At 57.5% G+C, this 12,405-nt stretch carries 10 protein-coding genes; 5 read left to right on the top strand and 5 right to left on the bottom strand.

What is annotated here, in order from left to right; all coding sequences use genetic code 11:
- Positions 1 to 41: 41 nt before the first annotated feature.
- The 5 genes from mnmE to rpmH all read right to left on the bottom strand — a co-directional run bounded on the left by mnmE (position 42) and on the right by rpmH (position 3,932).
- Positions 42 to 1,409, bottom strand: a complete 1,368-nt coding sequence (mnmE, locus tag E0D86_RS06290; RefSeq protein WP_131649145.1) for a tRNA uridine-5-carboxymethylaminomethyl(34) synthesis GTPase MnmE — start codon at positions 1,407 to 1,409, stop codon at positions 42 to 44.
- A 64-nt stretch (positions 1,410 to 1,473) separates the two neighbouring features.
- Entirely contained in the window at positions 1,474 to 3,144 is a 1,671-nt protein-coding gene (yidC, locus tag E0D86_RS06295; protein ID WP_131649146.1) for a membrane protein insertase YidC, read from the bottom strand.
- Between the two features lie 2 nt (positions 3,145 to 3,146).
- A complete protein-coding gene (gene yidD, locus E0D86_RS06300; protein ID WP_131649147.1) occupies positions 3,147 to 3,392 on the bottom strand; it encodes a membrane protein insertion efficiency factor YidD in 246 nt (81 codons plus the stop codon).
- A complete protein-coding gene (rnpA, locus tag E0D86_RS06305) occupies positions 3,385 to 3,780 on the bottom strand; it encodes a ribonuclease P protein component (protein WP_131649148.1) in 396 nt (131 codons plus the stop codon). The genes yidD and rnpA overlap by 8 nt, the downstream gene beginning before the upstream one ends.
- A 17-nt stretch (positions 3,781 to 3,797) precedes the next feature.
- Positions 3,798 to 3,932 carry a 50S ribosomal protein L34 gene (gene rpmH / locus E0D86_RS06310; RefSeq protein WP_019340723.1) on the bottom strand — a complete coding sequence of 45 codons (135 nt, stop codon included), beginning with the start codon at positions 3,930 to 3,932 and terminating at the stop codon, positions 3,798 to 3,800.
- Between the two features lie 511 nt (positions 3,933 to 4,443).
- On the opposite strand from rpmH, the gene dnaA reads away from it, so the two are divergent.
- The 5 genes from dnaA (at position 4,444) to ahpF (ending at position 12,341) form a co-directional block, all read left to right on the top strand.
- On the top strand, positions 4,444 to 5,895 hold the full coding sequence (gene dnaA, locus E0D86_RS06315) for a chromosomal replication initiator protein DnaA (RefSeq protein WP_131649149.1): 1,452 nt from the start codon (positions 4,444 to 4,446) through the stop codon (positions 5,893 to 5,895).
- A 33-nt stretch (positions 5,896 to 5,928) separates the two neighbouring features.
- Positions 5,929 to 7,032: a DNA polymerase III subunit beta gene (gene dnaN / locus E0D86_RS06320; RefSeq protein WP_131649150.1), complete on the top strand. Its 1,104-nt coding sequence runs from the start codon at positions 5,929 to 5,931 to the stop codon at positions 7,030 to 7,032.
- Positions 7,033 to 7,045: 13 nt separating this feature from the next.
- A complete protein-coding gene (gene recF / locus E0D86_RS06325; RefSeq protein ID WP_131649151.1) occupies positions 7,046 to 8,149 on the top strand; it encodes a DNA replication/repair protein RecF in 1,104 nt (367 codons plus the stop codon).
- Positions 8,150 to 8,153: 4 nt separating this feature from the next.
- Positions 8,154 to 10,568 carry a DNA topoisomerase (ATP-hydrolyzing) subunit B gene (gyrB, locus tag E0D86_RS06330; RefSeq protein ID WP_131649152.1) on the top strand — a complete coding sequence of 805 codons (2,415 nt, stop codon included), beginning with the start codon at positions 8,154 to 8,156 and terminating at the stop codon, positions 10,566 to 10,568.
- Positions 10,569 to 10,775: 207 nt separating this feature from the next.
- Positions 10,776 to 12,341 carry an alkyl hydroperoxide reductase subunit F gene (ahpF, locus tag E0D86_RS06335; RefSeq protein ID WP_131649153.1) on the top strand — a complete coding sequence of 522 codons (1,566 nt, stop codon included), beginning with the start codon at positions 10,776 to 10,778 and terminating at the stop codon, positions 12,339 to 12,341.
- Positions 12,342 to 12,405 lie beyond the last annotated feature (64 nt).

Consider the following 12,405-nt stretch of genomic DNA (forward strand, 5'->3'; position numbering starts at 1 on the left):
AGAGTTGGCGAAGCCTAAGACCCGTCGAGCGAGGCTTAGGGCTACTTACCAATACAGAAGCTGGAAAATATGCGGCCCAGCAGATCGTCCGAGCTGAAGGCTCCAGTGATCTCGCCAAGCGCCTGCTGGGCTTGCCGCAGGTCTTCGGCCAGCAGCTCCCCCGCTCCAGCGAGCGTGAGCTGGGCATGGCCATGCTTCAGATGCTCCGCAGCCTGTCGCAGCGAATCCAGGTGTCTGCGACGGGCACTGAAACCACTCTCGGCGGTCTGGTCATAGCCCATGCAGTCCTTTAGATGATCACGCAGCATTTCAAGGCCGTCACCTGATCTCGCCGAGAGGCTCAGGGTGGTGTAGCCGTCAGGATCGATCGCAAGCGTGGCGCCTTCGCCGGTCAGGTCAGCCTTGTTGCGGATGAGGGTGGTTTTGGTGCGGTCCGGCCTGATGGTGAGAACCTCAGGCCAACCTGACTCGCCAGCGTCGCCGGATGCTGCGCTGGCATCCATCACCAGGAGTATCCGGTCGGCGTCTTCGATGGCCTTGATGGCGCGTTCCACTCCGATGCGCTCCACTTGATCATCGGTATCTCGCAAGCCGGCGGTATCGATGATGTGCAACGGCATACCGTCGATATGAATGTGCTCGCGAAGCACGTCGCGCGTGGTGCCTGCGATATCGGTGACGATCGCCGCTTCCCGACCGGCCAGTGCATTGAGCAGGCTGGACTTTCCAGCATTGGGACGACCGGCGATCACGACGTTCATACCCTCACGCAGCAGTGCGCCCTGACCGGCTTCACGGATGACCTGGCTCAGCTCCTCTCTGACACCTTGTAGCAAGGCCAGCACCCGGCCGTCGGCCAGGAAATCGATTTCCTCTTCCGGGAAATCGATCGCCGCCTCCACGTATATCCGCAGCTGGATGAGTTTTTCCGTCAGTTGATGCACCCGCCGGGAAAACGCGCCCTGCAACGAGCGCACAGCGTTACGGGCGGCCTGGGCGGAGCTTGCTTCGATCAGATCGGCGATCGCCTCGGCTTGCGCCAGGTCCAGCTTGTCGTTGAGGAAAGCCCGCTCACTGAACTCGCCGGGGCGAGCCAGGCGCGCGCCCAACTCCACGCAGCGGCGCAATAGCATGTCCATCACCACCGGGCCACCATGCCCCTGCAGTTCCAGTACGTCTTCGCCGGTAAAGGAATTAGGACCTGGAAAAAACAGCATCAGACCTTCATCGATGACCTCCCCATCGTCGGCATGGAACGGACCGTAATGCGCATGGCGGGCAGTCGGTTCCCGGCCACTGAGGGTGATGGCCACCGCTTTCGCCCGTGGTCCGGAAACACGCACGACTCCGATTCCCCCTCTTCCCGGTGCGGTGGCGACTGCGGCAATGGTTTCACGTTCGTGATTCATGCGTCTCTCCAGCGGATCCAAAGCAAAACGCCCCAATCAAGGGGCGTTCTGTTGGTTCAGTAGATCAGGCTGCGGCCTGTCTCTCTATCTTGCGGGTAATGTACCACTGCTGCGCGATCGACAAGACGTTGTTGACGACCCAGTACAGCACCAGACCTGCCGGGAACCACAGGAAGAAGAAGGTGAAGATGACAGGCAACAGTTTCATCACCTTGGCTTGCATCGGATCCGGCGGTGTGGGGTTCAGCTGCTGCTGGATGAACATGGTCACGCCCATGATGATCGGCAGGATGAAGAAAGGATCCTTGATCGACAGGTCGGTGATCCAGAACATCCAGGGCGCCTGGCGCATCTCGACGCTTTCAAGAAGAACCCAATAGAGCGCAAGGAAAACCGGCATCTGCACCAGGATCGGCAGACAGCCGCCCAGCGGATTGATCTTCTCTTTTTTGTATAGCTCCATCATCGCCTGGGACATCTTCTGGCGGTCATCGCCGAACTGTTCCTTGAGTGCCTGCATCTTCGGCGACACCGCACGCATGCGCGCCATCGACCTATAGCTGGCGGCCGACAGCGGGAAGAACGCGAGCTTGATGACGATGGTCAGTACGATAATCGACCAGCCCCAGTTACCCAGCAGCGCGTGAATGTTTTCCAGCAGCCAGAAGATCGGTTGGGCGATGAACCAGAGGATGCCGTAGTCGACGGTCAAACGCAGGCCGGGGGAAAGTTCCTCGAGCTTGTCCTGACTCTTGGGACCGGCATAGAGAGTCGCGGCTGCTTCACCCTGGCTACCGGGAGCCACCGCAATTGCGGGACCGGTGAAACCGATGATGTAGTTGCCTTGGCTATCCTTGCGCGTCTGTACCTGGTTGGTCTGATCGGGCGCAGGAATCCAGGCGGTCACGAAATAGTGCTGCAACCAGGCGATCCAGCCGCCGTCGACGGTTCTCTTCAGGTTCTGGTCGTCCATGTCGCCCATAGACACTTTGGTATAGGGCTCGTCCTTGGTCCACAGTGCCGCGCCTAGATAGGTTGCCGTGCCGGTTGCCGTGCTCGAAGAGGGATCGCCACTGTCGTCGCGCTTGAGCTGACCAAACATGTAACCAGTCCAGGCCTTCTGGCTCTGGTTGTCGATCAGGTAACGCACGCCCAGATCGTAATCGCCACGATCGAAGGTGAAACGCTTGGTGTAGTTGACGCCATCTTCGCTGTACTTCAGGTCGACGACGAGCTGATCCTGCCCTTCGGCGAGCTGATAGTTCTGTTGCTCGCTGCTATACAGCGGGCGGCCGCTGGCTTTGTCTGGACCATCGCCAATCAGCCCGCTCTGAGCTTCGTACGTCCGCTCGGCGCTACGCTCGAAAAGCTGGAAAGGAACGTCCGGTCGATCCTGGCGGCGAGGAAACTCTGGCAAGCGCAGGTCGACGATGTCACCGCCACGTGGATCGATCGCGACATCGAGGACATCGGTACGCACACGGATGAGCTGAGAACTGGCCTGAGTCTCAGGAAGCGCGCTGGCCGACTGCTCGCCAGCCACAGCAGGAATGTCACCCTGCGAACCTTCAGCAGTAACGGTGGTTGGCGTCTCGGGTAGCTGAGTGGCCGAAGATTGTTCCTGATTTGTCTCAGCAGGCAGAGCAGCCTGACCATAGTCCTGATTCCACTGAAGAACCATCAGGTAGGCAACGACTGCCAATGCGACAAGCAGGATCGAGCGTTTGATATCCATGGTTACTCGGTCATCGAAGATGAATTGGAGGTGTTGTTGGAAGGCACGGGATCATAGCCGCCCGGATTCCATGGATGGCAACGGCCAAGCCTGCACAGGCTCAGCCAGCCACCGCGCAGCAGGCCATGATTCTCGATGGCCTCTTGTGCGTAGCAGGAGCAACTTGGGTAGAAACGACAATGGCTCGCCATCATGGGGCTGATGGCGTACCGGTAGATCCGAATCGGAATCAAGGCCAGTTTACGCATGAGCGGACTTGCTCTGTTCCGGACTGCCGGCGGTCTGGGAGGGTGTGCGGGACAACCGCCTCCAGAGTTTGGCGAATTGCCGTGCCAGTTCGGGATTATCCAGATCAGCCAATCCCTTGCGAGCGATAACCACGATGTCCCACCCCGTCAGTTCCATCTGGTGGAGACGAAAAGTCTCACGCAGTTGCCGCTTGATGCGATTGCGTTCAACCGCGAGCTTGACGCTCTTCTTACCGATCACCAGCCCGATTCGGGGGTGTGGCAATTCGTTTTCGCGCACCAGGAGCAGGACGTTCCTGCCCGGTAACTTGCCGGAAGGGGAGTCGAAGACTGTTTTGAACTGACGCGGGGTCAGCAATCGCTTTTCCCGAGCGAAGTCTCGACTCACTACCTGTTCCGACGTGTTCAGACTGCCAGGCGCTTACGACCTTTGGCGCGACGGCGCGACAGGACGGCACGGCCGTTCTTGGTGGCCATACGAGCACGGAAACCGTGAGTGCGAGCGCGCTTGAGGGTGCTGGGTTGGAAAGTGCGTTTCATGATGCGTTTACCTGGTGATCCGTTGCGGGCCGGAATGGCCCCCTTTTAAGAGACCGGCGATTGTAGAGAAGCCGCGCGGCGAGGTCAATTTCCAACCAGCACCATCGAAGGCAAATAAATATAGATAAAAAGAAATTAAAGCTTTTCTTACTACAGAGCTTATATATGGTGCGTACCGTTTCTGTGGATAACCCTCTACAGCCCAGGACAGCCGCCGCATCAGACATTTCTAAACTCTCTTCGTAAACGGTGCGTTCGCGGTGGGAACGTATTGAATTTCCTGTGGGTATTTTTTCAGGTTATCAACAGGACAGTTCTTCACCGAGCTTTGCACAGGCTTATCCGGAGCCCTAACGGAGGGTTATCAACAGCTCTTAGGCCCTGTACTGAGAATGTTACTGGCTATTTTTATGCCTGACTTCGCCTCAATAGAGATGCTGACTGTGGATAACAGGGCTGGCCATGGCTACAATGGTTGCCGTTTGAAGCTCGACAGCGTCTAGGAGATTCCGTGTCGGTGGAACTTTGGCAGCAGTGCGTTGACCTCTTGAGAGATGAGCTGCCGGCCCAGCAATTCAACACGTGGATCCGTCCGCTTCAAGTCGAGGCCGAGGGGGACGAACTGCGCGTATACGCACCTAATCGATTCGTTCTTGATTGGGTCAACGAAAAGTATCTTTCCCGTTTGCTTGAGTTGCTATCGGAACGCGCTACCGGTCCGGCACCTTCGTTGTCTCTATTGATAGGGAGCAAACGTACAGCCGCCGCCGCGCTCCCTTCTGCGTCGATGGCCCGCGCTCAACAGCAGGCCACCGTTTCTGCCGTTCCCTCGCAAGCGGCACCTTCGGAACCCGCTGCCGTTGCACCTCTATCTGCTCCGCCACCAGCAGCTGCGCCTGCGCGTGCGGAGCGTAACGTCCAGGTCGAAGGTGGACTCAAGCACACCAGTTATCTCAACCGGACCTTTACCTTCGAAAATTTCGTCGAGGGCAAGTCCAACCAGCTGGCCCGCGCTGCTGCATGGCAAGTTGCCGACAATCCCAAGCATGGCTACAACCCGCTGTTTCTCTATGGTGGGGTGGGCCTCGGTAAAACTCACTTGATGCATGCGGTGGGCAACCACCTGTTGAAGAAAAATCCCAACGCCAAGGTTGTCTATCTTCATTCGGAGCGTTTCGTCGCCGACATGGTCAAGGCTCTACAGCTCAATGCCATCAATGAATTCAAGCGCTTCTATCGTTCGGTGGATGCGCTGCTGATTGACGACATTCAGTTCTTCGCCAAGAAAGAGCGCTCCCAGGAAGAGTTCTTTCATACCTTCAATGCGTTACTGGAGGGTGGGCAACAGGTGATTCTCACCAGTGACCGGTACCCGAAGGAAATCGACGGACTTGAAGAAAGACTCAAGTCCCGTTTCGGCTGGGGCCTGACGGTTGCTGTCGAGCCGCCGGAGCTCGAGACGCGGGTGGCGATCCTGATGAAGAAGGCTGACCAGGCCAATGTGGATCTGCCACATGATGCTGCGTTCTTCATCGCGCAGCGGATCCGCTCGAATGTGCGTGAGCTGGAAGGGGCACTGAAGCGCGTCATCGCTCACGCTCATTTCATGGGCCGCGATATCACCATCGAGCTCATTCGAGAGTCCTTGAAGGACTTGCTTGCTCTACAGGACAAGCTGGTCAGCGTGGATAATATTCAGCGCACTGTCGCTGAGTACTACAAGATAAAAATCTCCGATCTGCTGTCGAAGCGACGTTCTCGCTCAGTGGCGAGACCGCGTCAGGTCGCGATGGCTTTGTCCAAAGAGCTCACCAACCACAGCCTGCCGGAAATCGGCGATGCGTTTGGTGGGCGCGATCACACGACCGTGCTTCATGCCTGTCGTAAAATTGCTGAACTTCGTGAATTGGATGCTGATATTCGCGAAGATTACAAAAATCTGCTGCGTACTTTGACAACCTGAACTGCGGCCAATTAATAGGCAAGGGACCAGACCATGCATTTCACTATTCAGCGCGAAGCCCTGTTGAAACCTCTGCAGTTGGTGGCCGGCGTCGTCGAGCGACGCCAGACCTTGCCCGTTTTGTCCAACGTGTTGCTGGTGGTTCAGGATCATCAGTTATCCCTGACCGGTACCGATCTCGAAGTCGAACTGGTCGGCCGCGTGGTGTTAGAGGATGCTGCAGAGCCCGGTGAGATAACGGTACCGGCGCGCAAGCTGATGGATATCTGCAAGAGCCTGCAGCCCGATGCGCTGATCGATATACGTCTGGATGATCAGAAAGTCGTGATCAAGTCGGGGCGTAGCCGTTTTTCCCTGTCGACCCTGCCGGCCAACGATTTCCCTACCGTCGAGGAAGGGCCAGGCTCGCTTAGTTTCAGCGTTAACCAGGGCAAGATGCGTCGCCTGATCGAGCGCAGCAGCTTTGCCATGGCACAACAGGACGTGCGCTACTACCTGAACGGTATGCTGATCGAGGTTTCCAGCGGAATGCTGCGTGCGGTCGCGACCGATGGGCATCGGTTAGCGATGTGTTCCATGCAGGCCGGTATCGAGCAACCGGATCGTCACCAAGTCATCGTGCCGCGCAAAGGGATTCTCGAACTAGCGCGTTTGCTGTCCGATCAGGACGGCGACGTCAGCATCGTGCTTGGTCAGCACCACATCCGTGCAACGACCAATGAGTTCACCTTCACTTCCAAATTGGTGGATGGGAAGTTTCCCGACTATGAGCGCGTGCTGCCCCGTGGCGGTGACAAGCTGGTCGTCGGCGAGCGCCAGACGTTGCGCGAGGCATTCAGCCGCACGGCGATTCTCTCCAACGAGAAATATCGAGGTATCCGTCTGCAGCTCGAAAGTGGGCTGTTGAAGATCCAGGCTAACAACCCGGAACAGGAAGAGGCGGAAGAAGAAGTTGCGGTCGACTACACCGGCGGATCGTTGGAGATCGGTTTCAACGTCAGCTATCTGCTCGACGTGCTGGGCGTCATGACCACTGATCAGGTTCGTCTGATTCTTTCTGATGCCAACAGCAGTGCGCTGGTTCAGGAATACGACAACGACGATTCAGCTTATGTCGTAATGCCAATGCGTCTGTAACGCTCGATTCTGAATGTCCCTCAGCCGTATATCTGTCACCGGCGTTCGCAACCTGCAGCCGGTGACGCTCATCCCCTCCCCTCGGATCAATATCCTTCACGGCGACAACGGCAGCGGGAAGACCAGCTTTCTTGAGGCCATTCATCTGCTTGGAATGGCCCGTTCGTTTCGCAGCACGCGGCTGAACCCGGTGATTAGCCACGAGCACGTCAGTTGTACGGTGTTTGGCCAGGTTGAGCTGGGTGAGGGCCAGTCCAATGCGCTGGGTATCGCCAGAGAACGCTCTGGTGAATTTCGAATTCGCATCAACGGCCAGAGCGCTCGTAGTGCGGCTGAGCTTGCTGAAACCCTGCCGCTGCAGCTGATCAATCCAGACAGTTTCCGGCTTCTGGAAGGCGCCCCCAAGCTCCGCCGACAGTTTCTTGATTGGGGTGTGTTCCACGTGGAACCACGTTTTCTCAGGGCCTGGCAGCGTCTCCAGCAGGCGCTGCGGCAACGAAACTCCTGGCTGCGGCATGGTACACTGGACGCCGCTTCGCAGGCCGCCTGGAGCCAAGAACTGAGCGTGGCGAGCGACGAATTAGACGCGTACAGGCGAGCTTATATCCAGGCGTTGAAGCCAGTATTCGAGCAAACGCTGGCGTCTCTTCTTGAGCTCGAAGGCTTTCAATTGAGTTATTACCGCGGTTGGGACAAAGAACGTTCTTTGGCCGAGGTGCTAGCGGCGTCGATTGATCGCGACCGGATGATGGGGCACACCCAAGCGGGGCCGCAGCGAGCCGATCTCCGCTTGCGAATCGCAGGTCACAACGCGGCGGAGATTCTCTCGCGAGGCCAGCAGAAGCTGGTTGTTTGTGCTCTACGGATTGCCCAAGGGCACTTGGTGAGCGAGGCCAAGCGAGGCCAGTGTATCTATCTGGTTGATGACCTGCCGTCCGAGCTAGATGGCCAACATCGGCTGGCACTATGCCGGCTGCTTGAACAACTGAATTGCCAGGTATTCATCACCTGCGTCGATTCGAATGTATTGCGAGAAGGCTGGCGTGACGATACCCCAGTCTCATTGTTTCACGTGGAACATGGTGCGATAACCCAGTCCACGGCCCCTCGGGAGTGAAGGCATGAGCGAAAATCACACGTACGATTCGTCCAGCATCAAGGTTCTCAAGGGCCTCGATGCCGTACGCAAACGTCCCGGCATGTACATTGGCGACACGGACGATGGCACCGGCCTGCATCATATGGTCTTCGAAGTAGTCGATAACTCGATCGACGAGGCGCTAGCCGGACACTGCAGCGACATATCGATCACCATCCATGTCGACGAGTCTATTACCGTTCGCGACAATGGCCGTGGTATTCCGGTGGATATTCACGAAGAAGGCGTGTCGGCAGCCGAAGTCATCATGACCGTGCTCCACGCCGGCGGTAAGTTCGATGACAACTCTTACAAGGTTTCCGGAGGCCTCCACGGTGTCGGTGTGTCGGTGGTGAACGCCCTGTCCGAAGAGCTTGTGCTGACAATCCGTCGGGAAGGCAAAGTCTGGGAACAGATTTACTGCCATGGTGTACCACAGGCACCGCTGGCAGCCGTTGGTGAAACCGAGGATTCAGGCACCCAGATCCATTTCAAACCATCATCGGAAACCTTTCAGAACATCCACTTCAGCTGGGATATCTTGGCAAAGCGGTTACGCGAGCTCTCGTTCCTCAACTCCGGTGTGGGTATCGTGCTGCGCGACGAGCGCAACGCCAAGGAAGAGCTGTTCAAGTACGAGGGCGGTTTGAGTGCATTCGTCGCTTACCTCAACACCAACAAGACGCCGGTCAACGAGGTGTTTCACTTCAACGTCCAGCGTGACGATGGGGTTGGTGTCGAGGTAGCGCTGCAGTGGAACGACAGCTTCAACGAGAATCTGCTCTGCTTCACTAACAACATTCCTCAGCGCGATGGCGGTACGCATCTGGCCGGTTTCAGATCGGCATTGACGCGCAACCTTAACAATTACATCGAGCAGGAAGGTCTGGCGAAAAAGCACAAGGTGGCGACCACTGGTGACGACGCCCGTGAAGGTTTGACTGCAATCATTTCGGTGAAGGTTCCGGATCCAAAGTTCAGCTCGCAGACCAAGGACAAGCTTGTCTCGTCCGAAGTCAAAACAGCCGTAGAACAGGAGATGGGCAAGCATTTTGCGGATTTCCTGCTTGAGCACCCCAATGAAGCGAAAGCGGTCGTTGGCAAGATGATCGATGCTGCACGTGCTCGTGAGGCGGCGCGAAAAGCCCGCGAAATGACCCGGCGCAAGGGAGCTCTCGATATTGCCGGCCTACCCGGCAAACTCGCCGACTGCCAGGAAAAGGACCCTGCCCTTTCCGAACTCTACATAGTGGAAGGTGACTCCGCAGGCGGTTCTGCCAAGCAAGGACGCAACCGCCGGACCCAGGCCATTCTGCCACTCAAAGGCAAGATCCTGAACGTTGAGAAAGCCCGATTCGACAAGATGATTTCATCGCAGGAAGTCGGCACGCTGATCACCGCCCTTGGCTGCGGTATCGGTCGCGAAGAGTACAACATCGACAAGCTGCGCTATCACAACATCATCATCATGACCGATGCTGACGTTGACGGTTCGCACATTCGTACGCTGCTGCTCACCTTCTTCTTCCGTCAGCTACCCGAGCTGATCGAGCGTGGCTATGTGTACATCGCTCAACCGCCGCTTTACAAAGTCAAACGCGGCAAGCAGGAGCAGTACATCAAAGACGACGAGGCGATGGATGAATACCTCACCCAATCGGCGCTCGAAGATGCAAGCCTGCACGTCAATGAAGATGCACCTGGCCTTTCGGGTGAGGCGCTTGAACGTCTAGTGAACGACTACCGCACCGTGATGAAGACGTTGCAACGGTTGTCCCGACTCTACCCTCAGGAATTGACTGAGCACTTCATTTATTTGCCCCGCGTATCGATCGAACAACTGGGCGACCAAGCTGCGATGCAAGCCTGGATGGAATCGTATGCCTCGTTATTGAAAGGCGTCGAGCAGTCTGGACTGACCTACAAGGCGAGCCTGCGAGAAGATAAAGAGCGCAACCTGTGGCTGCCGGAAGTGGAGATCGTTTCCCATGGGCTGGCCAGTTATATCACGTTCAACCGGGACTTCTTCGGTAGTAACGATTACAAGACGGTCACTGCACTGGGTGACAAGCTCAACAGCCTCCTAGAAGAGGGTGCCTACGTTAAGCGCGGTGAACGTAGAAAGCAGGTCAGCACCTTCAAGGAGGCGCTGGGATGGCTGATGACCGAAGGCACACGTCGGCACAGCGTCCAGCGATACAAGGGGCTGGGAGAGATGAATCCGGATCAGCTGTGGGAGACCACCATGGATCCAGCGGTTCGGCGGATGCTCAAGGTCACGATCGAAGATGCCATAGCGGCTGATCAGATCTTCAATACCTTGATGGGGGATGCAGTGGAGCCGCGTCGAGACTTCATCGAATCGAATGCGTTGGCGGTTTCCAACTTGGATTTTTGATCCGCTCCGTCTCGTCTCGTACTACAAAAACCCGGCTTTGCCGGGTTTTTTGTTTCACGTGGAACATAAAAATCCCCCTTCTTCGATAGCCTTAACCCATCGCCCTGCTTGTTTTAATCAATTTTCAAAATTCCCTTGCGCTCTATAAGCTCTCTCTCATTGAAGCTTTTGAATCATCGACTTTCGAAACTACTAAGAGGTAATCATATGCTGGATACCAATCTCAAAACCCAGTTGAAAGCCTATTTGGAAAAGGTCACTCAGCCGTTCGAGATCGTCGCGTCCCTCGATGACGGTGAGAAGTCCCAAGAAATGCTCGCCCTGCTGGAAGACATCGCCAGCCTGAGCGACCAGATCACTCTGCGCACCGATGGTGATGATGCTCGTCGCCCGTCGTTCGCACTCAACCGCATCGGTGGCAACATCAGCCTGCGTTTCGCCGGCATCCCGATGGGCCACGAGTTCACCTCTCTGGTGCTCGCCCTGCTGCAGGTCGGCGGCCATCCGTCGAAGACCGCACCGGAAGTCATCGAGCAGATCAAGAACATCGAAGGCGACTACAGCTTCGAGACCTACTTCTCGCTGTCCTGCCAGAACTGCCCCGACGTGGTCCAGGCGCTGAACCTGATGGCCGTGCTCAACCCGAACATCCGCCACGTCGCCATCGACGGCGCGCTGTTCCAGGGCGAAGTCGAAGCCCGGCAGATCATGTCCGTACCGAGCATCTACCTCAACGGTGAACTGTTCGGCCAAGGCCGCATGGGCGAAGAAGAAATCCTCGCCAAGCTCGACACCGGTGCCTCGGCGCGTGATGCCGAGAAGCTCAGCGCCAAGGACGCCTTCGACGTGCTCGTCGTTGGCGGTGGCCCGGCGGGCGCCGCCGCGGCCATTTACGCCGCGCGCAAGGGTATCCGTACCGGCGTGGCGGCCGAGCGCTTTGGCGGTCAGGTGCTGGACACCATGGCCATCGAAAACTTCATCTCGGTCAACGAGACCGAAGGCCCGAAGCTGGCCCGTGCGCTGGAAAGCCACGTACGCGAATACGATGTCGACATCATGAACCTGCAACGCGCTGCGGCTCTGATACCGGCTAGCGGCGAAGGCGGCCTGCACGAAATCAAGCTGGAAAACGGCGGCTCGCTCAAGGCCAAGACGCTGATCCTGGCGACCGGTGCGCGCTGGCGTGAAATGAACGTGCCGGGCGAGCAGCAATACCGCGGCCGTGGCGTCGCCTACTGCCCGCACTGCGACGGCCCGCTGTTCAAGGGCAAGCGCGTAGCGGTGATCGGCGGCGGCAACTCGGGTGTCGAAGCGGCCATCGACTTGGCCGGCATCGTCGCTCACGTCACGCTGATCGAGTTCGACAGCCAATTGCGTGCCGACGCCGTGCTGCAGAAGAAGCTGCACAGCCTGCCCAACGTCACCGTGATCACCAGCGCGCTGACCAGTGAGGTCATCGGCGACGACCAAAAGGTCACCGGACTGATCTACAAGGACCGCAACTCCAGCGAGTTCCACAACCTGGAACTGGAAGGCATCTTCGTGCAGATCGGCCTGCTGCCGAACTCCGATTGGCTGAAGGGCACCGTCGAACTGACTTCGCGCGGCGAGATCATCGTCGATGCGCGGGGTGAGACCTCGCTGCCGGGCATTTTCGCGGCGGGCGACGTCACCACGGTGCCGTACAAGCAGATCGTCATCGCCGTCGGCGAAGGCGCCAAGGCTTCGCTGAGTGCCTTCGACCACCTGATCCGCAGCTCCGTCGAAGACTGAGCCTGACGGGCACGAAAAAGGGGGAGCAGATTTCGGTCTGCTCCCCCTTTTCATTGGACTCTGC

The sequence above is a fragment of the Pseudomonas sp. IC_126 genome (assembly GCF_004331835.1).
Lineage (GTDB): Bacteria > Pseudomonadota > Gammaproteobacteria > Pseudomonadales > Pseudomonadaceae > Stutzerimonas.

What these genes read in the sequence shown, in the direction of transcription:
- mnmE (WP_131649145.1), bottom strand. Translation starts at nt 1,409, where the DNA reads ATGAATCACGAACGTGAAACCATTGCCGCAGTCGCCACCGCACCGGGA.
- yidC (WP_131649146.1), bottom strand. Translation starts at nt 3,144, where the DNA reads ATGGATATCAAACGCTCGATCCTGCTTGTCGCATTGGCAGTCGTTGCC.
- yidD (WP_131649147.1), bottom strand. Translation starts at nt 3,392, where the DNA reads ATGCGTAAACTGGCCTTGATTCCGATTCGGATCTACCGGTACGCCATC.
- rpmH (WP_019340723.1), bottom strand. Translation starts at nt 3,932, where the DNA reads ATGAAACGCACTTTCCAACCCAGCACCCTCAAGCGCGCTCGCACTCAC.
- dnaN (WP_131649150.1), top strand. Translation starts at nt 5,929, where the DNA reads ATGCATTTCACTATTCAGCGCGAAGCCCTGTTGAAACCTCTGCAGTTG.
- recF (WP_131649151.1), top strand. Translation starts at nt 7,046, where the DNA reads ATGTCCCTCAGCCGTATATCTGTCACCGGCGTTCGCAACCTGCAGCCG.
- gyrB (WP_131649152.1), top strand. Translation starts at nt 8,154, where the DNA reads ATGAGCGAAAATCACACGTACGATTCGTCCAGCATCAAGGTTCTCAAG.
- ahpF (WP_131649153.1), top strand. Translation starts at nt 10,776, where the DNA reads ATGCTGGATACCAATCTCAAAACCCAGTTGAAAGCCTATTTGGAAAAG.